23 protein-coding genes are annotated in these 22,317 nt (G+C 39.3%); all 23 read left to right on the plus strand.

Translation table 11 applies throughout. The features are described from left to right. Window positions 1–531 precede the first annotated feature (531 nt). The 23 genes from QFZ28_RS12970 to QFZ28_RS13070 all read left to right on the plus strand — a co-directional run bounded on the left by QFZ28_RS12970 (window position 532) and on the right by QFZ28_RS13070 (window position 21,720). Window positions 532–882 (plus strand): hypothetical protein, encoded by a 351-nt coding sequence (locus QFZ28_RS12970; protein WP_373428067.1) that lies wholly within the window; start codon window positions 532–534, stop codon window positions 880–882. Beyond that, complete coding sequence (locus QFZ28_RS12975; protein ID WP_307195007.1) at window positions 795–1,172, plus strand: IclR family transcriptional regulator; 378 nt, start codon at window positions 795–797, stop codon at window positions 1,170–1,172. The genes QFZ28_RS12970 and QFZ28_RS12975 overlap by 88 nt, the downstream gene beginning before the upstream one ends. A 217-nt stretch (window positions 1,173–1,389) precedes the next feature. Next, a complete protein-coding gene (locus tag QFZ28_RS12980; protein ID WP_307195008.1) occupies window positions 1,390–1,587 on the plus strand; it encodes an aspartyl-phosphate phosphatase Spo0E family protein in 198 nt (65 codons plus the stop codon). Between the two features lie 44 nt (window positions 1,588–1,631). Next, on the plus strand, window positions 1,632–2,987 hold the full coding sequence (gene accC / locus QFZ28_RS12985) for an acetyl-CoA carboxylase biotin carboxylase subunit (protein WP_307195009.1): 1,356 nt from the start codon (window positions 1,632–1,634) through the stop codon (window positions 2,985–2,987). 55 nt (window positions 2,988–3,042) lie between these two features. Beyond that, entirely contained in the window at window positions 3,043–3,555 is a 513-nt protein-coding gene (accB, locus tag QFZ28_RS12990) for an acetyl-CoA carboxylase biotin carboxyl carrier protein (RefSeq protein WP_307195010.1), read from the plus strand. Between the two features lie 38 nt (window positions 3,556–3,593). Beyond that, complete coding sequence (locus QFZ28_RS12995) at window positions 3,594–5,144, plus strand: acyl-CoA carboxylase subunit beta (RefSeq protein ID WP_307195011.1); 1,551 nt, start codon at window positions 3,594–3,596, stop codon at window positions 5,142–5,144. 98 nt (window positions 5,145–5,242) lie between these two features. Continuing rightward, window positions 5,243–6,931, plus strand: coding sequence for an acyl-CoA mutase large subunit family protein (locus tag QFZ28_RS13000; RefSeq protein WP_307195012.1), 1,689 nt, complete (start codon window positions 5,243–5,245; stop codon window positions 6,929–6,931). Next, window positions 6,928–9,123, plus strand: coding sequence for a methylmalonyl-CoA mutase (scpA, locus tag QFZ28_RS13005; RefSeq protein ID WP_307195013.1), 2,196 nt, complete (start codon window positions 6,928–6,930; stop codon window positions 9,121–9,123). Before QFZ28_RS13000 ends, scpA begins: the two co-directional genes overlap by 4 nt. A 79-nt stretch (window positions 9,124–9,202) precedes the next feature. Continuing rightward, entirely contained in the window at window positions 9,203–10,237 is a 1,035-nt protein-coding gene (meaB, locus tag QFZ28_RS13010) for a methylmalonyl Co-A mutase-associated GTPase MeaB (protein ID WP_307195014.1), read from the plus strand. A 78-nt stretch (window positions 10,238–10,315) separates the two neighbouring features. Next, window positions 10,316–11,164 (plus strand): 3-hydroxybutyryl-CoA dehydrogenase, encoded by an 849-nt coding sequence (locus tag QFZ28_RS13015; RefSeq protein WP_307195015.1) that lies wholly within the window; start codon window positions 10,316–10,318, stop codon window positions 11,162–11,164. A 299-nt stretch (window positions 11,165–11,463) separates the two neighbouring features. Continuing rightward, window positions 11,464–11,706: a hypothetical protein gene (locus QFZ28_RS29765; RefSeq protein ID WP_373428068.1), complete on the plus strand. Its 243-nt coding sequence runs from the start codon at window positions 11,464–11,466 to the stop codon at window positions 11,704–11,706. A gap of 41 nt (window positions 11,707–11,747) precedes the next feature. Beyond that, entirely contained in the window at window positions 11,748–11,897 is a 150-nt protein-coding gene (locus QFZ28_RS13020) for a hypothetical protein (protein ID WP_307195016.1), read from the plus strand. Between the two features lie 47 nt (window positions 11,898–11,944). After that, entirely contained in the window at window positions 11,945–12,073 is a 129-nt protein-coding gene (locus QFZ28_RS13025; protein WP_307195017.1) for a hypothetical protein, read from the plus strand. Window positions 12,074–12,142: 69 nt separating this feature from the next. Then, window positions 12,143–12,328, plus strand: a complete 186-nt coding sequence (locus tag QFZ28_RS29770; protein WP_373428132.1) for an acetyl-CoA hydrolase/transferase C-terminal domain-containing protein — start codon at window positions 12,143–12,145, stop codon at window positions 12,326–12,328. 11 nt (window positions 12,329–12,339) lie between these two features. Beyond that, complete coding sequence (locus QFZ28_RS13030; protein WP_307197021.1) at window positions 12,340–12,507, plus strand: acetyl-CoA hydrolase/transferase C-terminal domain-containing protein; 168 nt, start codon at window positions 12,340–12,342, stop codon at window positions 12,505–12,507. A 158-nt stretch (window positions 12,508–12,665) separates the two neighbouring features. Continuing rightward, entirely contained in the window at window positions 12,666–13,850 is a 1,185-nt protein-coding gene (locus tag QFZ28_RS13035; protein WP_307195018.1) for an acetyl-CoA C-acetyltransferase, read from the plus strand. 93 nt (window positions 13,851–13,943) lie between these two features. Beyond that, on the plus strand, window positions 13,944–14,717 hold the full coding sequence (locus QFZ28_RS13040; RefSeq protein ID WP_307195019.1) for an electron transfer flavoprotein subunit beta/FixA family protein: 774 nt from the start codon (window positions 13,944–13,946) through the stop codon (window positions 14,715–14,717). Between the two features lie 13 nt (window positions 14,718–14,730). Next, the gene (locus QFZ28_RS13045) at window positions 14,731–15,717 is read left to right on the plus strand and encodes an electron transfer flavoprotein subunit alpha/FixB family protein (protein ID WP_307195020.1); all 987 of its coding nucleotides are present in this window, start codon (window positions 14,731–14,733) and stop codon (window positions 15,715–15,717) included. 693 nt (window positions 15,718–16,410) lie between these two features. After that, window positions 16,411–17,565, plus strand: coding sequence for an acyl-CoA dehydrogenase family protein (locus tag QFZ28_RS13050; RefSeq protein WP_307195021.1), 1,155 nt, complete (start codon window positions 16,411–16,413; stop codon window positions 17,563–17,565). Further along, window positions 17,562–18,653: an acyl-CoA dehydrogenase family protein gene (locus tag QFZ28_RS13055; protein ID WP_307195022.1), complete on the plus strand. Its 1,092-nt coding sequence runs from the start codon at window positions 17,562–17,564 to the stop codon at window positions 18,651–18,653. The genes QFZ28_RS13050 and QFZ28_RS13055 overlap by 4 nt, the downstream gene beginning before the upstream one ends. Beyond that, entirely contained in the window at window positions 18,654–19,466 is an 813-nt protein-coding gene (locus tag QFZ28_RS13060) for an enoyl-CoA hydratase/isomerase family protein (protein ID WP_307195023.1), read from the plus strand. A gap of 260 nt (window positions 19,467–19,726) precedes the next feature. Further along, on the plus strand, window positions 19,727–20,935 hold the full coding sequence (locus tag QFZ28_RS13065) for an MFS transporter (protein ID WP_307195024.1): 1,209 nt from the start codon (window positions 19,727–19,729) through the stop codon (window positions 20,933–20,935). A gap of 89 nt (window positions 20,936–21,024) precedes the next feature. Beyond that, the gene (locus QFZ28_RS13070) at window positions 21,025–21,720 is read left to right on the plus strand and encodes an NUDIX hydrolase (RefSeq protein WP_307195025.1); all 696 of its coding nucleotides are present in this window, start codon (window positions 21,025–21,027) and stop codon (window positions 21,718–21,720) included. Window positions 21,721–22,317: the final 597 nt, after the last annotated feature.

Below are 22,317 nucleotides of genomic sequence, written 5' to 3' on the forward strand. Positions count from 1 at the left end.
TGCCTAAATTTTTTTATAGGATTGTAAAATTTGGTGCTGATATCCTAATTTTTAAAATTATAAATTAAGAAGTAGGGAAAAATGCTCTTTTTTATAAAAATGAAAATATTTAGTTCTACCTCCATTTTGAGATAGGCATAAACTAAATGCATTTTGAATAATAGCCACTCACTCGTAGCGAGTCTTGAAGGGTTGCAGGTAACTGTAACCTTTAAGCGTAGACAGTTAGCGCAATGGGCCGTAAGCCAAATGGTTGAAGGGATTGAGCTCCGAAATATTTAACTCGAGAGGGCTGATGGGTTTGCCTCTGCAGAAAGCAATATTTCTATTAACGATATGGCGAGATAACAGAAACCTCTCCGGAGTCGGTGACCATGGCACATTAGATATTGGATGAGGATAAATTCAAGAAAAACTATTCTATGCAAACATTACATAGAGCAATTCAAATTTTAAGATCTTTTTCAATTGATAAAAATATGCTTACATTAACAGATTTACATAAAAAAAACAGGTCTATCAAAATCGAGTTTGCAACGATTATTGTCTACCTTGGTTTTTGAAGGACTACTGCAAAAGAATGAAGAAACCAAAAAGTATCAGTTGGGAATTGAACTGCTATTTTTCGGAAATTTAGTAGAAAAAAATACAAGTTTATTATCGATACCTAAACCCGTGATGGAAGCTATTAGGGAGCAAACAAGTGAGAGTGTCAGCTTAAACGTTATTGAAGACCATAAACGAAAATGTATTGAAAACCTGCCAAGTAAATATGAGATTCAAACAAGACACATGTGGGGCAGGAATCTCCTCTTTATGCTGGGGCTTCTGCAAAAGTCCTGCTGGCTTATTTTTCACCAAAGCAGCTTGAGAGATATGTAAAACGTATTGAATTGGAAAAAATTGCAGATAATACGATTACTCTTAAAGAAACATTAGTGAATGAGTTGAATAGTATTAGGAATCAAGGTTACGCATTTAGTAATGGAGAACGGGTAAAAGGCGCTGTATCCATAAGTGCACCTATTTTTAATCCATTTAATGAAATATTAGCTGGAATGTCCATTATCATTCCATCCGCAAGATTTGAGGAATATAATTCGGAAGAGTTAATTGAACTATTAAAGAACGGTACTTCGGAAATAACTAATAAGTTAAAAACATTTAATTAAATAACTCATTTTTTAAAATGATACCCATAAAAACGGCATGAGGTTTATTAACTCTCATGCCGTTTTCTTTTTTAAAGCCACTTTTAAGATAAAAAAGGGATATATAGTTGACAGAATATTATCAATAAATTAAAATTATTTCATACCATATTCAGATAATAGTTACCGTAATACGATAAAAGTCGGTTTGTCAATTTAAAAAAAGGAGGAGCAGGGAATGCAGCTGATGTCCTACATGAAAAAATACTATCAGCTTAAAAACGTAATGGAAACTACTGGGCTTACTTATGGATTGTCCGATAAAAGAACGGTTGCCCTCAGCCACGAACTAGATTCATTAATAACTGAAATTATGAGAATTAAATATCCAGTAACAGATCGACAAGCAAGTAAGTATGAAAAAATCATGAAGTAGAAATATCTTACAAACTCTCATATTTCATAATGGAGGATGATCATGTGTTAAAGAAAGTTTTAATTGCCAATCGCGGCGAAATTGCTGTTCGTGTCATTCGCGCGTGCAAAGAATTAGGAATTAATACAGTCGCTGTATACTCAGAAGCAGATAAAGAAGCATTACATGTGCGGCTTGCAGATGAAGCATATTGTATTGGGCCACACTTATCAGCCAAAAGCTACTTAAACATCACAAATTTGCTGAGTGTTGCGAACGTTACCAATGCAGATGCTATTCACCCCGGTTATGGGTTTTTGGCAGAAAATGCTGATTTTGCCAAACAATGTAATGAGAACAACATCATTTTTGTCGGACCATCGCCTGAGGCAATCAGTAAAATGGGGGCAAAAGCTGTTGCACGAGAGACAATGCGGGTAGCAGGTGTGCCGATTGTCCCCGGTACAGCTGGGGTTATTGAAGATATGGAGGAGGCACTTCAGATTGCTAGAAAGATAGGCTACCCTGTAATTGTAAAAGCAACTGCTGGCGGCGGGGGCAAAGGGATGCGGGTTGCGGAAAGTGAAGAAGAACTAAAAAAGGCTATTTCCATGGCGCAGCAAGAAGCAGAAACGGCTTTTGGCAATTCGGGTGTATATTTAGAAAAATATATCGAGGAACCACGTCATATTGAAATCCAAATTATCGGTGATAATTATGGAAATGTAATGCATCTAGGGGAACGAGATTGCTCTATTCAAAGAAGGCACCAAAAACTAATAGAAGAAGCGCCATCCCCTGCACTTAACGGAGAATTAAGAAGGAAAATGGGCGAGGCGGCCTTAAAAGCGGCAAAAGCGGTTCAATACTCTGGAGCAGGTACGATTGAATTCTTATTAGATAAACACAAGAATTTTTATTTTATGGAAATGAATACAAGGATTCAAGTGGAACATCCTGTAACGGAGTTTATCACAGGTGTTGACTTAGTCAAAGAACAATTATTGGTTGCATCTGGGCAAAAACTTTCGTTTACCCAAGAAGAAGTAAAGATAAATGGCTGGGCAATTGAATGCCGTATTAATGCGGAAAATCCAGATAAGAACTTTATGCCTTCACCAGGGAAGGTTGGATTTTACCTGCCGCCTGGGGGTCTTGGGGTCCGTGTTGATAGTGCGGTTTATCCAGGTTATACGATATCGCCATTTTATGACTCAATGATTGCGAAGTTAATTGTTCACGGAAAAGACCGGGAAGAAGCGATAGCAAGAATGAAAAGGGCATTAAATGAGTTTGTTGTCGAAGGAATTGATACGACGATTGCTTTTCATCTTCGATTATTAGAACATCCTGAATTTATTTCTGGAGATTTTACAACGAAGTTCTTAGAAATTCATGACCTATCAGTTTCACCTATATAAAGGGTTACATAAATCAAATATGATTGAAAAATATCAATTAGAGGAGTGTTGAGACATGTTTAAAATCAATGAAATTAAAGAATTAATACGTACGGTAGACCGTTCTACAATTGGAGAATTAACGATTAAAGGGGAAAACAATCAGCAAATTACCATCACGAAACAAATGAATGTCGGACAAGTCATCTATTCCGGTGAAATTCAAGAATCAGCTATTCCTAACCCAACTCCAGTAATAGCCGAGGCAGCCCCCGTCAAAAACCAGGAGCCGCCCGGTCAACAGCCTCATGAAAGTCAAGCACCTGTAACGAATGTAGATGAAACATCCACTCAAACCATTAACGCTCCAATGGTTGGAACTTTTTATTCTTCCCCTACACCTGAATCAGAACCCTATGTAAGAGTAGGCGATCAAATATCGGAAAATACGGTACTTTGTATTGTCGAAGCGATGAAGCTGATGAATGAACTAGAAGCGGAAATCAGCGGTGAAGTGGTTGATATTCTTGTGGAAAATGGCCAAGTGGTTGAATATGGTCAGCCTCTTTTCCTTGTTAAAACTGCGTAAGAAAATAGGAAGCACACAAAAGAAAGGAGGAAAAGGAAATGGATATGTTCGATAAAATTGAAATAATGGAAGTAAGACGTGAAAAAGTTATGTTAGGCGGCGGTGAGGAACGGATTGAGGCCCAACATGACCGTGGAAAATTTACAGCAAGAGAGCGGATTGAATTATTGATAGATGAGGGAACATTTGTTGAAATCAATCCGTTTATTGAAAATCGCGGTCTAGAGTATGGTGCCGGGGATGCGCCAGGTGAAGGGGTCGTGACAGGTTACGGTAAAATAAATGGCCGTGTCATTTTCTTATTTGCGCAAGATTTTACTGTGTTCGGCGGTGCGTTAGGGGAAATGCACGCAGCCAAGATTACCAAAATTATGGATTTAGCAGCTGAAAATGGAGCACCTGTAATTGGGTTAAATGATTCCGGCGGGGCGCGAATCCAAGAAGGTGTATTGTCTCTCAATGGCTATGGCCAGATTTTTTACCGTAACTCTATTTATTCAGGGGTGATCCCGCAAATTTCCGTTATATTGGGACCTTGTGCAGGAGGAGCTGTTTATTCACCTGCTATTACAGATTTTGTTTTTATGGTAGAAAAGACCAGTCAGATGTTTATTACCGGCCCAAAGGTAATTGAAACGGTAACAGGTGCAAAGATCAATAGTGAGGATTTAGGCGGTGCATCTGTACATATGTCAAAAAGCGGAAATGCCCATTTCGCAGCAGCTACCGAGGAAGAGGTTTTAACAGAAGTACGGCGATTAATCAGTTTTCTGCCGTCAAACAATGAAGAAAAGCCACCTTATAAAAAACCGGAAAACAAAACCCCAATCAATGAGCGAATCGATGAATTACTTGATGTTGTCCCAATTGACGGAACCAAGGTATATGATGTTCGGAAAGTGATTCGGTTAATTGTTGATGATGAAGATTTTATGGAAGTGCAGCCAAAGTTTGCAAAGAATATTGTCATCGGCTTTGGACGCATCAACGGTGATACCGTTGGAATCATCGCCAATAATCCAAAGACGATGGCGGGAGGGCTTGATATTGATTCCTCAGACAAATGTGCTCGTTTTATCCGTTTCTGTGATTGCTTTCAAATTGCATTAATCACCTTTGAGGATGTAAGTGGTTTTATTCCTGGAATCCAGCAGGAGCATGGCGGTATTATCCGTCATGGGGCAAAAATTTTGTACGCGTATTCGGAAGCGATTGTTCCGAAAATTACGGTGATTCTTCGTAAAGCATATGGCGGTGCCTATGTAGCTTTAAACAGTAAAGCAATTGGGGCCGACCTAGTATTCGCTTGGCCAAATGCGGAAATTGCCGTGATGGGACCTGCTGGGGCAGCAAACATTCTTTTTGCAAAAGAAATCAATGAAAGCAGCAAGCCCGAAACTGTCCGCCAAGAGAAAATCGATGAATACCGCGAGCGCTTCGCCAATCCGTATGTGGCAGCGGCAAATGGGATTGTTGATGACGTCATTGATCCGAGAGATACAAGATATAGGATAGCGAGCGCCTTAGAAGTGCTAAAAAACAAGAAAAAAGGCTTACCGATGAAAAGACATGGAAATATACCACTCTAACCTTTCAAGGTAATTGTGAAATAGCCATTTCAATACTAAAAAAACTTAAAGAGGGGAGCGAGCGATAAGCAAATAGGTAGATGCTTACGCGACTTATAATGAAGAAAGTTTTAGATCAATTTTCAGAATTTGAAATCCCAAGTTATAAAAAGTGGCGTGAAGTAACAGAAAAATCCCTAAAAGGCACTACCTTTGAACAAGGGCTTGTCACCGAGACCTATGAAGGGATTTTGCTTCAACCAATGTATCGGAAGGAGGATGCAGAAAATCTTCCTTTTATTCACACTTTACCAGGTAAAGCCCCGTTTACTCGAGGTACACACACACTTACAAATGGATGGGAGATCAATCAAGAAATCAATGTTGCTACACCAATAGAATTTAATAAAGTTGCACGGCACGATCTTAACCGTGGGCAGACTGCACTAAATATTGTCCTTGATACACCAACGAAATGGGCCGTAAATGCAACTGATGTAGCTTCAGAAGCCGGTAAAGCGGGCCTTTCGATTTCAGGGATAAAGGATATAACCAACATATTAGAAGGTATTAACATTAAAAATGTCCCCATTCATGTTCATGCTGGAGCCAATTCATTACCGCTTTTTTCTCTGTTTATTGCTCATTTAGAACAAGCAGAACTGCCTGTAGAAGACTTGTGTGGATGTCTAGGAATGGATCCGCTTGGGGAACTAGTGACGAGTGGATCATTACCATATGAGTTAGCGGATTGTTATACACTAATGACCGATCTCACCAAATGGGCAAATTACCACACACCAAACTTACAGACCGTGCTGGTTCATGGAAATGCCTATCATAATGGTGGAAGCAGTGCGGTTGAAGAATTAGCTTTTTCCTTATCAACTGGGGTTGAATACTTACACGAGCTTACTAGTCGGGGTGTAGACGTAAATATAGCCGCAAGATGTATCCGTTTCTCGTTTTCAATGGGATCAGATTTTTTTATGGAAGTGGCAAAATTACGGGCAGCAAGAGCACTTTGGGCTAGAATTGTTGAAACTTTTGGCGGGAATGAAGAAGCTCAAAGGATGACAATACATGCACGAACATCTGCATGGACAAAAACGATTTTTGACCCGTATGTGAATATGCTTCGAGCTACAACAGAGGCTTTTGCTGCCGCAGTAGGCGGAGCTGACAGTATACATGTTAGCTGTTTTGATGAAGCAATTCAAAAATCAACCGATTTTTCACGGCGAATTGCACGGAATACCTCAATCATTTTAAAAGAGGAAGCACAAATTGTCAGGGCCATCGACCCTGCTGGTGGTTCATGGTACGTTGAAGTTTTGACAAATGAAGTAGCAAAAAAGGCCTGGGAGCTTTTCCAACAAACAGAGGAAAAAGGCAGTATGTCGCAGGCGATAATAAATGGATTCCCACAAGAAGTGGTTCAAAGAACTGCCGTAAAACGAGCAAGGAATATTGAGCAGCGGAATGATATTTTTGTCGGGACAAATATGTATGTGAATAAGGATGAAAAAGGGCTAGATTGGCCAGCAGATGATGAAACAGCCCAAATTGTTGATCATCTTCAACAGGTCAAAAGTCGAGCCTATATTCCGGTTGGAAGCTTAATTGCCAAAGCAAATAAAATCGAAGCTGCTGTTCAGGTAGCGAAACAAGGAGCTTCGTTAGGTGAATTGGCGAAAGCTACAGGGAGAAAAACGGAAGCAGTTATTTGTGCGAAAGCGATCCTACCTACTCGAGGCGCCATTTCGTTTGAAGAACACCTTAAGACAGAAGGAGCTGCTGTATCATGATTAAACCTGATTTCAGCCAAATAACATACACAGACGAGGTGAAAGCAGAATTTAACGATTGGCGTATCCAAGCAGAAAATATTTCTGGTAAGTCTTTAAAAGAATTAGCGGTTTCTACCTATGAATCGATAGAAGTAAAGCCGCTCTACACAAAAGAAGACACAAACGGAATGAAGCATTTGAATTATACAGCGGGAATTGCACCCTTTTTCCGCGGGCCATACCCGGCCATGTATAAAACGCAACCATGGACGGTTCGTCAATATGCGGGCTTTTCAACAGCGGAAGAGAGTAATGCGTTTTACCGCAGAAACTTAGCGGCTGGTCAAAAGGGCCTTTCGATTGCTTTTGACCTCGCTACACACCGAGGTTATGACTCCGATCATCCAAGAGTAGTGGGTGATGTGGGGAAAGCTGGGGTTGCCGTTGATTCCATTCTGGACATGAAAATTTTATTTGATGGAATTCCACTAGACCAAATGTCAGTTTCGATGACAATGAACGGTGCTGTTTTACCCATCATGGCCTTTTACATTGTTGCGGCTGAAGAGCAAGGAGTACCGCAAGAAAAGCTTTCCGGAACGATACAAAATGATATTTTAAAAGAATATATGGTTCGGAATACCTACATTTATCCACCGGCACCATCAATGAAAATTATCGCAGATATTTTCGAATATACATCAAAGTATATGCCAAAGTTTAATTCAATTAGTATCTCAGGTTATCATATGCAAGAAGCAGGGGCCACAGCCGATATTGAATTAGGCTATACGCTTGCAGATGGATTGGAGTATGTCAGAACAGGCTTGAAAGCCGGTATGAATATAGATAAATTTGCTCCACGTCTATCTTTTTTCTGGGCAATTGGAATGAATTACTTTATGGAAGTGGCAAAAATGCGAGCAGCTCGGTTAATTTGGGCCAAGCTGATGAAAGGGTTTAACCCGAAAAACGAAAAGTCGCTGGCACTTCGGACACATTCACAAACATCTGGATGGAGCTTAACAGAACAGGATCCCTTTAATAATGTTACACGTACGTGTATTGAAGCAATGGCGGCTGCCCTCGGTCATACCCAATCGCTTCATACGAATGCACTTGATGAAGCAATTGCCTTGCCGACCGATTTTTCTGCTCGGATTGCCCGTAATACACAATTATACCTTCAGAGTGAGACTGGAATTACCAATGTATTAGACCCATGGGGCGGCTCTTATTATGTGGAGTCACTAACCGCTGAATTACTAGAAAAAGCTTGGGCACATATTGAAGAAATCGAATCACTAGGCGGGATGGCAAAAGCGATAGAAACAGGATTGCCAAAAATGAGAATAGAAGAAGCTGCTGCAAGAAGACAGGCCCATATTGATTCTGGTAAAGAAGCTATAATTGGTGTGAATAAATACCGTCTGGAAAAAGAAGACCCCCTTGAGATTTTAGATATCGATAATACAGCCGTTCGTGAAGCGCAAATTAGCCGCTTAGAGAAACTTCGTGCTGAAAGAGATGAGTCAAAAGTTGAAGCGGCATTGCAAGCGATCACAAAAGCAGCTGAAACGGGGGAAGGAAATGTCTTAGGGTTAGCAATTCATGCTGCTCGTGTTAGAGCAAGCTTAGGAGAAATTTCGGATGCATATGAAAAAGTTACGGGGCGGCATAGGGCAATCATTCGCTCCATTAGTGGAGTATACAGAACGGAGTTTGGTGAAGAAGACCAAGTAAAATTAGTGCGTGAAATGGCTGACCAGTTCGAAGAAAATGAAGGTCGCCGTCCTCGAATTATGGTTGCGAAAATGGGTCAGGATGGACATGACCGAGGAGCAAAGGTAATTTCGACCGCTTTTGCCGATCTAGGTTTTGATGTGGATATCGGTCCATTATTTCAAACCCCTGAGGAGGCTGCCATTCAGGCTGTCGAAAATGATGTCCATGTACTAGGGATGAGTTCGCTTGCGGCTGGACATAAAACGTTACTTCCTCAAGTCATAGATGCACTAAAGCGTTTAGGCAGAGAAGACATTGCTGTCGTGATAGGCGGTGTAATTCCATTCCAAGACTATGATTACTTGAAAGAAAAAGGAGCCTCTGCCATTTTCGGACCCGGAACGGTGATCCCGGTTGCAGCACAACAAGTGATTGAGGAAATAAACCGTCGTCTTGGCTTCGCATCGGGAAATGATAATAAATGAAAAATTTATGTCGATATGTTGCGGCAATTGAATAGCTATTCCAATAAACAAACGTTATTAAAGTAGAAGGGAGGACGGAATGACTGAGGAAATAAAGGTCCAATCAAATCAGCTCTTTCCGCCTAGACGAAGACAACTTTCGGTTGATGATTATGTACAAGGTGTAATGAATAGTGATCGTGCCATTATTGCACAAGCGATAACATTGGTGGAAAGCAATTTACCGCACCATAGAGAAAAGGCCCAAAAAGTATTGAAACAGCTCATGCCATATACCGGAAAATCAATTCGGGTCGGTTTTACAGGAGTTCCGGGGGCAGGTAAGAGTACGTTAATTGAATCATTTGGGATGATGCTCTGTGAGCAAAATCATCGAGTTGCAGTATTAGCCGTTGACCCGACAAGCAGTATTTCCAAAGGCAGTATTCTCGGGGACAAAACGCGAATGGAACAACTCTCCCGCCATCCAAACGCATATGTTCGACCATCACCTTCAGGTGGGACATTAGGCGGGGTCACGAAAAAAAGTCGAGAAACGCTTCTTATTTGTGAGGCCGCAGGGTATAACGTAATTATTGTTGAAACGGTGGGAGTCGGTCAAAGTGAAATAACTGTCCGTTCCATGGTGGATTTTTTCCTAGTGTTGATGTTGACTGGTGCGGGCGATGAATTGCAAGGAATAAAAAAAGGTGTGATGGAATTGGCAGATGCGATATTCATCAATAAAGCTGATGGTGCAAACAAACAATCTGCCATCACTGCGAAGATGGAATACAATCGATTGCTCCATTTCATCCAGCCGATCACGGATGGCTGGGAAACAAAGGCGTTTACCGTGTCCGCATTAACAGGCGAAGGCATATCGCACATATGGGAGGTTATTGAGAAATATAAAGAGGTCACTATTCGTACAGGAATATTTGAGACGAAAAGAAAAGAACAAATGATTAACTGGGTCCATTCTATGATTGGTGATAAGTTAAAGGAGAGATTTTACGGGAAACCATTGATGAAACAATCGATTGCCGAAATAGAGCAGCTGCTTATTCATGGTCACACTTCACCGTCGCTCGCTGTCCAACAGTTATTCAGAATCTATGATGAAAAACGATAAGAAACGATAAGGAAATAAGGCAGGCAAACATGGCAAAAAAACAGTGAGAAGATAAGTGTAAATGAGGGGGAACAGGCAGTGGTTGAAAAGATAGGTATTGTTGGAGCCGGAACAATGGGAAATGGTATTGCTCAAGTTGCCGCAGAGGCCAGTTTTCGAGTCATCATGCAGGATATCGATGAACGTTATGTTCAAAAAGGATTAGATACTATTAATACAAACCTTCAACGAGCGGTCTTGAAAGGAAAAATGAAGGAAGAAAGAGCTCGGGAGATTTCAGGGCGAATTTATGGCACTGTGAATTTACAGGACTTGTCAGAAGTTGACATTGTAATTGAAGCTATTATTGAAAAAATGGATGTGAAAAGGGACTTATACAAAAAACTAGATAAGATTTGTCAATCATCAACCATATTAGCATCCAATACTTCTGGTTTAAGCATTACAGAAATTGCCGGTTATACAAACAGGCCAGACAAGGTTTTAGGAATGCACTTTTTCAACCCTGCTCCGGTAATGAAGTTAGTGGAAATTATTAAGGGGCCGGGTACTTCTAAGGAGTCTATTCAAATAATTAGTAATTTGGCAGAGTGTTTTCGGAAAAAGAGTATTTTAGTAAATGATGCCCCGTTATTCGTGGTCAATCGGATTCTAGTATCCATGCTAAATGAAGCGGTCTTTGTTTTGTACGAAGGGACCTCTAGTGCAGAGGACATTGACCAAGCGATGATGCTGGGAGCCAATCATCCGATTGGGCCTTTAGCATTAGCCGATTTAATCGGCCTTGATACGTTGCTATACGTCATTGAAACACTTTATACCGAGACTGCTGATTCTAAGTACAGGCCATGTCCGCTCTTGAAGAAGCTAGTTAGGGCAGGACATATTGGGAAAAAGAGCGGTAAAGGCTTCTATAGTTATCAGTAGAATAGTATTTTGGTTTTTTTGTTTAATAATTGATATTTGGAGTGTCTGTTTAAGTAAAGGAGTTACCTTCTCAACAAATGGAGGACAAAAAAAGGGTGAAACTTAGGAATCATTGGGAGACATTATAACATTCTCGGAAGTCAGGGGTTAGTGAAGCAATAAGTAGGATTAACCCAAATCAAACCATTTTCGTTGCTGGATATTGCAACGAACCACAAACATTAATCGAAGAACTGGTTGTTCAGAGAGATTAATGGGGACAACTTTATATATAAGTGCAGCTGGCAGACCTTTATTGTATGCAAAAGAGGAAAGTCTTCCTTATTTTCGAATTTCACACATTTCTTTCCACTTCAGGCTTAAAATATGCAATCTGTGAATATATTCCGATTAATTTATCTCTAATCCCAAAATTAGTCCAAGAATCAAAAGTGGATGTGACCTTTATTCAGGTTACACCCCCTAACAATGACGGCTTTTGCAGTTTAGGTATTTCGGTTGAGGCCGTCCATGCTATTGTAAAAAGGCAGATTAATTCTTAGCGGAAGTAAACGAGCAGATGCCATTTACCCACGGGAATACCTTGATTAGTGTTGACAAAATTGACTGTTTTGTTCCGTCATCCCGGCCGCTTCTTTCAATTCCCGATTGCAGATTGAGCGATGTCGAAAGACAAATAGGTGAACATGTGGCTAGTCTCATTCCCGATGGTGCTACCATTCATGGGGAATAGGTAATATTCCGAACAGTGTTTTATATGCATTAAAGGATAAAAAGGATTTGGGGGTCCATTCAGGTTCCATTAGAGATCCAATCATTGGTTTAATTGAAAAAGGGGTCATTACGAATCGAAAGAAAACAATCCTCCCGGATAAAGTGGTTTGCACGACATTACTTGGGACGGACTAATTATATAAATAAGTTAACAACAATCCCCTGATTGAACTTCATCCTGCGGAATTTACTCATAATGGAACCATTTTAGCCCAAATCGATTATTATATTTCAGTTAATGCAGCATTAAATGTTGATCTTACGGAGCAAATAAATGCGGAATCGATCAATAACAAAACGATTGCCGGAGTTGGCGGGCAAATGGACTTTATTCGCGGTACTCAGTATTCAAAAGGTGGAAATTCAATTATTGCAATGCCTTCCACATAAATGGAGGGAGAATATCTCGAATTAAAGCATCTGTAGATAAAGTTACTTCGCTAAAGTCAGAAATCGACTATGTTGTGACGGGATATGGGATTGCAAATTTGTTTGGGAAGAGCCTGCATGAAATTGCACAAGCATTAATTTCGATTGCACATCCAGATTTTCGGGATGAACTAGAGTAACAGTGGGGAAGATAATTTTTATCCAATAAAGTTAATTGACAGAATGTTTTAAATATAATATTATTAATTTATACCGAAATTCAATTGTAAACACCGTTATACGATAAAATAATGCGCAATTGCCCCAGAGAGGGTTAAAATTGAAAGGAGAGAATCTTATGGGTGATGTTTATATAGTTGGAGGAGCACGGACACCTTTCGGAAGTTTTGGTGGGGGTTTAAAGGATGTTTCTGCAACAGATTTGGGAGTGATCGCAAGTAGAGGAGCAATTAAGAAAAGTAATATCCCAGTTGAAGAGATTGGTCATGTGTTTGTCGGAAATGTGATTCATACATCCAAAAATGCCTCTTACTTAGCAAGGCATGTTGCTTTAAAAGCAGGAATTCCGATTGAGACACCTGCTCTAAGCCTTAATCGGTTATGCGGTTCTGGATTGCAGGCTGTCGTCTCAGCAGCTCAATCGATTTTGTTACATGATACGGAAGTGGCATTAGCAATAGGGACAGAAAATATGAGTCAGTCCCCACATGTATTAAGAGATGTCCGTTTTGGGACGGGTCTTAAGTCACCACAAATGGATGACATGCTTTGGGCTACGCTGACTGATGAATATACTGGTTGCGGCATGGGTGTCACGGCAGAAAACCTGGCAAATAAATATGAAATAACCCGGGAGGAACAAGATCAATTCGCCGTTCAATCCCATCAAAAGGCTGCAAAGGCGCAAAGCTCGGGCAGATTCCAACAAGAAATTACCCCTGTAACAATAACGGATAAAAAGGGGAAACAAATCATTGTATCAGAAGATGAACATATTCGTCCCAATACATCATTGGAAGGCTTAGCAAAATTGAAACCTTCCTTCAAAAAAGATGGAACGGTCACTGCAGGAAACGCCAGCGGTATCAACGACGGGGCCGCCGCCTTAGTTCTGGCAGGGGAATCCTATCTACAAAGAAACTCTGAAATAAGACCTATTGCTAGAATTCTATCATGGGGGATTACTGGAGTAGATCCCCATATCATGGGAATTGGACCGGTTACTGCTAGTTTACTAGCTTTAAAGAAGGCAGGGCTCAGCATTAACGATATCGATTTATTTGAATTTAATGAAGCATTCTCTGCCCAATTTCTTGCAGTTCAAAAAGAACTAGATATTAACCGGGAAAAGGTAAATGTAAACGGCGGTGCCATTGCTTTGGGACATCCAGTTGGCGCAAGTGGGGCAAGAATCATTCATTCCCTGGCAATTGAATTAAAAAATCAAGCGAAAAAGATTGGTCTTGCTTCGCTCTGTATTGGCGGGGGACAGGGGATTACCATCATTATTGAAGCAATCTAAAAGGAACTCCTTTCAATATAATCAAAGGAGAAACGAAAGCCGAATTTTGAATAGAAAAAAAGAAATTTTGTTAGATTAATAGGAGGGTAAAAGATGAAAATTTTCGTCATTATGAAACGAACCTTTGATACTGAGGAAAAAATTAGCCTTAACAAAGGGAAGATTGATCAAAGCGGGGCAACTTTTATCATCAATCCTTACGATGAATACGCTATTGAGGAGGCAATTTTGCTACGTGACCAGCATGGCGGGGAAGTAACCGTTGTAACAGTCGGCGATGAAGACTCCGAGAAAGAACTTCGTACTGCATTAGCCATGGGGGCGGATAAGGCTGTATTAATTAATAGTGAAGATATAGAGGAACTCGACCAATTCACAACCGCAACACTCCTTGGTACATATTTAAAATCACAAGAGTATGACATTATTCTTGGTGGGAATGTCGCGTCTGATGGTGGTACTGGACAAGTCGGTCCGCGGGTCGCAGAAATGTTAAGTATACCGCAGGTAACAACTATTACAACCCTTGAAATAGCAGATGGCAAAGCAACCATTATCCGGGACGTTGAAGGGGACGAAGAAACGATTCAGGTGTCCCTTCCAGTTCTCGTTACAGCCCAACAAGGATTAAATGAGCCGCGTTATCCATCCTTGCCAGGCATTATGAAGGCAAAGAAGAAGCCGCTTGAAACCATTGATCTTGATGATCTAGATCTTGAAGAGGAAGATGTTGAAGCAAAAACTTCCACAGTACAAGTATTTCTTCCATCAGCCAAAAAAGCGGGAAAAGTTCTTGAAGGTGATGATACTGCAAGTCAAGTTAAGAAATTAGTGTCACTATTAATGTCTGAAGCAAAAGTCATTTAATGGGGGGATCGTAATGAGTAAAAAAGTATTAGTAATTGGGGAAGTACGTGATGGAGAATTACGGAAAGTATCACTTGAAGCAATTGCTGCTGGGAAAGTAGTAGCCGGAGGTGGAGAAGTAGTTGGGGTACTTCTTGGTGAAAAAGTCGACGTACTGGTAAACAGTTTCTTTCAATATGGTGCAGACCGGGTCGTTGTTATTAATCATTCAGCTCTAAAAAGCTATACAACAGATGCCTATCAACAGGCACTCCTACAAGTTATCAAAACAGAGAATCCAGAAGGAATAATCCTTGGTCATACTGCAATTGGGAAAGATTTATCACCAAGATTAGCGATGAAGCTTAAGGCTGGATTAATTTCTGATGCAATTGCAGTAGAAACTAATGGGGATGAAACAGTATTTACCCGACCAATCTATTCCGGTAAAGCATTTGAAAAAAAGAAAGTAAAGGAAGGAATTATTTTTGCCACAATTCGTCCTAATAATATTACAGCCCTTGAGAGGGATGATTCTAGAAACGGTGAAATTAAACAACTTTCTGTAGAGATTCAAGATCTCCGCACTGTGATAAAAGATGTTGTTCGAAAAGCAGTTGGTACTGTCGATTTATCAGAGGCAAAAATCATTATTTCTGGAGGCCGCGGCGTAAAAAGTGAAGAAGGATTTAAGCCGCTGCAAGAATTAGCTGATGTTTTGGGCGGAGCAGTTGGAGCTTCCCGCGGTGCCTGTGATGCTGGTTATTGTGACTACTCTTTGCAAATTGGTCAAACAGGCAAGGTGGTAACGCCTGATTTATATTTTGCGATTGGAATATCAGGAGCGATTCAACACTTAGCAGGAATGTCCAACTCCAAAGTCATTGTTGCAATTAATAAAGATCCAGAAGCCAATATTTTTAAAGTGGCGGATTATGGAATTGTCGGCGATTTATTTCAAATTGTACCAATTTTAACAGAAGAGCTTAAAAATGTATTACATGTAAAAGAGACAGTGTAAGTAATAGTAGAATTGATCATAGAAATTCCAATATTTACTGTTATAAACATCATTGGTTTACTGCTAGTACTTTCTTCTCTATAAAATATAAGTTATTAAATAAAAAGGGGTTGTCCAAAAATCATTTAAAACTGACTTTTTTGGAACCTCTTTTTATTTTTTTAAAAAAATTGTGTTAAGAAATTAGGGATGTTGATTCCCACTAGAGGTGCTTCACTTCCCGCGGGCGTTCCGAGGAGACTCCGTGGGGTCTCCCATTCCCCGTACTCCCGCAGGAGACTCGCTCCTTAAGCGTGGACACTTAGTAAATGGGCTGTTAGCCAAATGGTTGAAGGGATTGAGCTCCGAAATACTTAACTCGAGAGGGCTGAAGCGTTTGCCTGTGCAGAAAACAATATTTCTATTTCGATATGGCGAGATAATAGATACATCTATTCTTGTTAAAAAGTAGTAATCCGGTATTTTGCCTTTATCTATGAGGATATCAAAAAGCATAATCATGTAATTGCTCGTAGATCTTCCGAACTATATTAAGGTCATTTTATCTATTTCAGTCTGCAAAGTTTGATTTATCTGAAAATTAGAAATTGACTATGAAGTAATTAACCTTTATAATATTCATTACAGGTATAATAAACCGATAGGTGGTAAAAGACCGCTTGTGATTTAAAATATAATAAAGAGGTGCAAAAAATGAAAGCTCTCCAAATACCCGTGGTGGACCTTCCAAAACATACCGAAGATTTAAGGTCAGAAGTTAGACAGTTTATCAAAGATGAGATAGCAAGTGGTTCATTTGAACCGAGGTGCGATTCTTGGTTAAGTGGGTTTTCAGCTGGATTTTCAAGAAAACTAGGAGAACAGGGCTGGATAGGCATGACTTGGCCAAAAAAATATGGCGGGGGGGAAAGATCCTCTATTGAAAGATATATTGTGACGGAGGAATTATTGTCCGCAGGAGCCCCTGTTGCTGGGCATTGGATTGCTGACAGACAGTCTGGCCCGCTTTTTCTTAAATTTGGAACGGAAGAACAAAGGGAATTCTTTTTACCGAAGATAGCTAAAGGAGAATGCTTTTTTTCCATCGGTTTGAGTGAACCGAATGCGGGTTCAGATTTAGCTGCCCTCCAAACCAGAGCAGTTAAGGTCGATAAAGGGTGGATTTTAAATGGAAGCAAAATTTGGACAAGTGGAGCTCATAATGCGCACTACATGATAACGCTTTGTCGGACCTCTCCTATGAATCCAGATAACCGCCATGGTGGAATGAGCCAACTAGTTGTGGATTTAGCTGCACCTGGAGTAACCATTAGACCTATTCACCTTATGACAGGAGAACATCATTTTAATGAAGTATTCATGGAAGATGTTTTTGTACCAGATGATATGGTAGTTGGTGAGATTGGAAACGGTTGGAAACAAGGGATGGCTGAATTAGCTTATGAACGAAGTGGTCCTGAACGGTTTCTAAGTACCTACCCGCTCTTAAATGAACTGACAAATAGTTTATTAGAAAATGGAGATACAAAAGGTTTGAATGAGGTAAGTAGGGTAATATCGAGATTATGGACATTGCGGAATATGTCTTTAGGCATTGCCCAAATGTTAGAAGATGGAATTCCTTCAAATATTATTGCATCTTTAGTAAAAGACCAAGGAACGAAATTTGAACAAGAAATGGCTGAGATTGCTAGATTAATTGTATCAGTCACTCCATCTACACAATCGGATTCTCGATTAGGAAGACTGATGGCGCAGTCCATTCTTCAGTCTCCAGGATTTACTTTACGTGGAGGAACGACCGAAATTCTTCGGGGAATTGTTGCTAAGGGGGTTATTCAAAAATGAGTGAAATGCAAGAAATGATTATGGAATCTGTTACTAAACTTTTTGATAAGTATTCAACGAAAGAAGTTATTAATGAGTCAGAAAATGGACGTTGGGCGCAAGAATTATGGGAACAGTTAGTGGAAAATGGGATGGTAACGGTCGCAATACCAGAAGAATTGGGAGGCAATGGGGGGGATTATTCCGATGCGTTAAGTATTTTGCGTTTAGCTGGTAAATATTCTGCTCCTATTCCACTTGCTGAAACTTATTTAGCGAATTGGATTTTGATGGGGTTAGGTGAAAACGTAACAGACGAAATCACGACTGTTTCCTGTTCAAAGGATGTAAATCCTATACAGCTTCAGAAAAATGGCGATGGTTGGGTTGTTTTTGGTAGTGTAAAGCAGGTACCTTGGGCGCGATTTGCGAAAAAGTTATTAGTAATGGGAGAAACATCGGAAGGCTCAATCGTAGCACTTATTCCACTAAAAAATGCGAAAATCATTCAAGGGGAGAATCTTGCTGGGGAAGCAAGGGATGAAGTGATATTTAATAACGTTTATCTACATGATTGTAAAACAATTAAAGTGGATGGGGTTTTACAAAAGAAAAATATACTTTATGGTGGGGCGCTAACTCGTACTGCTATGATGGCGGGTGCTTTAGAGAATATCATGGAGTTAACCGTTCAGTATACAAATGAGCGCTCTCAATTTGGCAGACCAATTCATCGTTTTCAAGCGGTTCAACAACATCTAGCAATGCTAGCAGGCGAAACAGCTGCAGCGAGTACTGCTGCTAATTGTGCGGTTGATTCCTATGGGAAGGATTTATTCACTAATGAGATTGCATTTGCTAAAATTCGCGTCAATGAGGCTGCAGGAAAGGCGAGTTCAATTGCTCATCAAGTATTAGCGGCAATTGGATTTACATATGAGCATACGTTACACCACAGTTCGCGTAGACTTTGGTCATGGAGAGATGAATTTGGAACAGAAACTGATTGGGAGCAGATTGTAACGGAGCAGCTAGTCACTTTAAAACAAGATGGACTTTGGTCAATGATTACAGGGAATGAAAATAAACATCAAAAGGTGGAATTATAAATGAGTGATTTGATCTTTACTGTAGAAAATGATATTGCTAGGATCACCCTAAATCGGCCGGACTCCTTAAATGCTTTTAGCTTAGAAATGATTGATTTATGGATTGGTGCATTGGAAACGATCCGTGACTCCGACAATATTCGGGCCGTTGTTTTGAATGGTAATGGTCGAGGATTCTGTGCTGGTGGTGATGTTAAAGCCATGGTAAGAGGAGAAGGATTCCTTCAAAGTGATGGACAGTTGGACATTACCTCCACAGCGTTGGCTCGAAAAAATTCAATTTGGAAAAAAGTACAAAGAGTACCTTTGATTTTACAGGAAATTGATGTTCCAGTCATTGCTGCTATTCATGGAGTTGCCTTTGGAGCAGGATTTGACATGGCCCTTGCCTGTGATATTAGAATAGCTGCAGAAAACACGAGAATTTCCGAAAGTTATGTGAAGGCTGGTATTGTGCCAGGTGATGGTGCTGCATGGTTTTTACCAAGATTAATAAGAATGGATAAGGCTCTGGAATTGTTATGGACAGGTAAACAATTATCAGCGCAGGAAGCGAAAGAGCTTGGACTGGTGACCCATGTGGTTGAGGATGAAAAGTTGAATGATTTTGTGAATGAATATGTTGAGAAACTGGCAAATGGTCCAAAGGAAACAATGCGTTTTATTAAAAGAGCGGTCTATCAAGGTCAGGAAATGAGCTTGCGTAATTCCTATGATATGATTTCATCTGCAATGGGAATTGTGACCGAGCTTGAAGATTATCAAGAAGGTGTTAGGGCAATTGCAGAGAAAAGAAAACCAAACTTCAAGTAACCTTGAACTGCTGCCAGAAAAGGGCAGTGGTTTTTTATGATTAACTTTTAGTTGGAGTTTTTGACAATAGTAAGCTATGAAATTCATCTTCCCAAAACCATTAATTGAAAATTAAAAGATAATCGAGAAGTATGAGTAAAATTATTGTAGGTAAAATTTAACTCCTTCTTTTGGTGAAGGATCGAAAGATCGTTCACCAAAGCTACTATGAAGTGATATCGTTCCTTAAATCTTAAGTTTATAGGTGGGGAGATAAGCAAATGAATAATTCAAAGCTGTGGACGAAGGATTTTATTATTTTTACGTTTGCATCATTTTTTTTGAACTTTATATTTTTCTTATTATTGGCAACTATTACGGTGTATTCAATGGATGTATTTAACGCCTCAGAAAGTAAAGCTGGACTTATTGCTGGTATTTTTTCTGTCGGCATGGTTGTATCTCGTATCTTTATAGGAAAATATATGGATTGGTTTGGACGTAAAAGGCTCTTATATAGTGGATTAATTTTGTTTTTGATAGCGTCATTAATGTATTTGTTCGTTAAGAGTTTGACCTTTTTAATCATTGTGCGATTAATCCATGGTGTGGGGTTTGGAATAAGTACATTGATAATGACTACAGTCGTCTTGGATACTCTTCCAAAGGAAAGAAGAGGGGAGGGGGCTGCTTATTTTAATTCATCTGCTACGATTGCAACGGCAATAGGGCCATTTCTTGGAATCTTCCTGCTTCAGTATACAGAACACAAATCACTATTTATTTTGCTATCTATAGTTGCTATTGTAAGTGTTTTAATTTCACTATTTGCGAGAATCCCAAAAACAGAGATTACAAAAGAACAACTTGAAGAAATGAAAGGGATTAGGCTTAAACAGTTTTTTGAAGGGAAGGCACTGCCTATTTCCATTGTCGCCGGCCTTATAGCGGTAGCTTATTCAGGAGTCATTTCATTTCTTACTCCTTATGCTATTGAGATAAAGTTAACAACTGCAGCAAGTATATTTTTCATTATCCTAGCTATGTCCTCATTTATTTCAAGATTTTTTACTGGACGGTTGTTCGATACTAAAGGAGAAAATGTTGTTATGTATCCAGCAATATTATTGTTTTCGTCTGGTATTCTGATTCTTAGTCAGTCCCATCATGGTTTTGTCCTTTTAATGGCTGGATCGTTAATAGGAATTGGGTTTGGGACGATATTTTTCTGTTCCCAAGTCATAGCATTAAAAAAATCACCACCACATCGGGTAGGATTAGCTATTGCAACTTTCTTAACATTTATCCAAGGAGCATATGGGATAGGACCATTTTTATTAGGATATCTAATTTCTGTGGTTAACTATCGTGGAATGTATATTACTTTAGCTATTTTATCCCTGTTTTGTATCTTTTTATATTACTCACTTCATGGTAAGGAAAGTACAAAACGCATACAAACTTCAAATGAATATTCTAAAAATGTATAGGCTAGCCGATACATTTTGAAATATTCAATTGATTAAATTTTAAAGTATAAATGAGTTCACATGCATTACTAAAAAAGGGGGCTTGTATTATGGTTGCTGTACCTAAACCTGCATCCACAGTCGTACTAATGGATGATTCAAGAGTTTATTTAACAAAACGGCCAACATCAATGAAATTTTTAGGGGGATATCATGTTTTTCCTGGCGGGGCCATTGAAGAAAGGGATCAAAACATAAATAGGAATTATGTAAATACTGAAGGGACAGAAGCTTCTCTCACTCCTGCTCATTACATAGGTGCAGCAAGAGAGTTGTATGAAGAGGTAGGTGTTTTGTTAGGAACCAAGAAGGATGGAACCCCAGTGCGAATACCAAAGGAAAATGAGCTACAATATAGGAAACAACTTTTAAATCGAGAAATTTCATTTTCCCAATTGTTAGAAAATGAAGAACTCAATTTTAACATACAATGCCTAACTTATTTTGGTCAAATTATTACACCAGAGAATCACCCCATTCGCTTTGATACGCGTTTTTTCCTGGCAAAGCTCCCTCAAGGACAATATCCATCACCTGATCAAACGGAGATCGAAGGAGCAGACTGGTATTCGCCTGATGAGGCTATAAATGCTTTAAGAAACAAGAAAATAAGACTGGCACCCCCAACAATCTTAACCCTTAAAACAATAATGAACTATCAAAAAGGTGGTACGCTTAGGATGAAAGTAACAAAAGATGATATATCTACACTAATTCAAAAATTACGAGCGTTCTGGAATGAATAACAAGAATAATTGTACGAATGATTTTTTATTTCTATTAAAACGGTCAAATTATTTTTCCGTAAATTATGATGATGAATGACCCCCTGCTCTCCGCAAGAAGGGAAAAAGGCATATGAGAATTCATGAAACAAATTCATGTATTTTATGGCCTTTTTTTTGTTCCCACTTCCTCATTCGTTAGATGTTGTCTAAAAAGAAACTATGAATATATTATGCTTAAATAAAACCGAAGATTGATGATTATTTGAAATATTATTTACAATCGAAAGATTTTGCTCCTTACTATTTAGGAAGAATTTAATAAGTGAATTTAAGAATAATTAAATTATTTTCTGATAATTCATAATTGACTAATGATTTAAAAGTATATATAATATTGAATAGAGGATACCATTACCGATAATTGATATATTTAGTTAGGGGGGTGTTAGTATTTAGAATTATTCAACAAGAGTTAAAATGCAAGAAAGTACAAACGAATTAATTTAAAGAATAGATGTGAACCTGAACAATGAAAAAATATACAATTAGGGGCACTATTTTTTCTCTTTTTCTCTGTATTTACTTAATTTCCGTTACTTTTAAAGTCGACGCTCT

The organism is Neobacillus niacini, assembly GCF_030817695.1.
Classification (GTDB): domain Bacteria; phylum Bacillota; class Bacilli; order Bacillales; family Cytobacillaceae; genus Neobacillus; species Neobacillus niacini_F.

Excerpts from the sequence above, each read along its gene's own strand:
- QFZ28_RS12995 (WP_307195011.1), top strand. The coding sequence starts at position 3,594 with ATGGATATGTTCGATAAAATTGAAATAATGGAAGTAAGACGTGAAAAA.
- QFZ28_RS13065 (WP_307195024.1), top strand. The coding sequence starts at position 19,727 with ATGAATAATTCAAAGCTGTGGACGAAGGATTTTATTATTTTTACGTTT.
- meaB (WP_307195014.1), top strand. The coding sequence starts at position 9,203 with ATGACTGAGGAAATAAAGGTCCAATCAAATCAGCTCTTTCCGCCTAGA.
- QFZ28_RS12980 (WP_307195008.1), top strand. The coding sequence starts at position 1,390 with ATGCAGCTGATGTCCTACATGAAAAAATACTATCAGCTTAAAAACGTA.
- QFZ28_RS29765 (WP_373428068.1), top strand. The coding sequence starts at position 11,464 with ATGCAAAAGAGGAAAGTCTTCCTTATTTTCGAATTTCACACATTTCTT.
- QFZ28_RS13045 (WP_307195020.1), top strand. The coding sequence starts at position 14,731 with ATGAGTAAAAAAGTATTAGTAATTGGGGAAGTACGTGATGGAGAATTA.
- QFZ28_RS13040 (WP_307195019.1), top strand. The coding sequence starts at position 13,944 with ATGAAAATTTTCGTCATTATGAAACGAACCTTTGATACTGAGGAAAAA.
- QFZ28_RS13070 (WP_307195025.1), top strand. The coding sequence starts at position 21,025 with ATGGTTGCTGTACCTAAACCTGCATCCACAGTCGTACTAATGGATGAT.
- accB (WP_307195010.1), top strand. The coding sequence starts at position 3,043 with ATGTTTAAAATCAATGAAATTAAAGAATTAATACGTACGGTAGACCGT.
- QFZ28_RS13055 (WP_307195022.1), top strand. The coding sequence starts at position 17,562 with ATGAGTGAAATGCAAGAAATGATTATGGAATCTGTTACTAAACTTTTT.
- QFZ28_RS13035 (WP_307195018.1), top strand. The coding sequence starts at position 12,666 with ATGGGTGATGTTTATATAGTTGGAGGAGCACGGACACCTTTCGGAAGT.
- QFZ28_RS13000 (WP_307195012.1), top strand. The coding sequence starts at position 5,243 with ATGAAGAAAGTTTTAGATCAATTTTCAGAATTTGAAATCCCAAGTTAT.
- QFZ28_RS13050 (WP_307195021.1), top strand. The coding sequence starts at position 16,411 with ATGAAAGCTCTCCAAATACCCGTGGTGGACCTTCCAAAACATACCGAA.
- scpA (WP_307195013.1), top strand. The coding sequence starts at position 6,928 with ATGATTAAACCTGATTTCAGCCAAATAACATACACAGACGAGGTGAAA.
- QFZ28_RS13060 (WP_307195023.1), top strand. The coding sequence starts at position 18,654 with ATGAGTGATTTGATCTTTACTGTAGAAAATGATATTGCTAGGATCACC.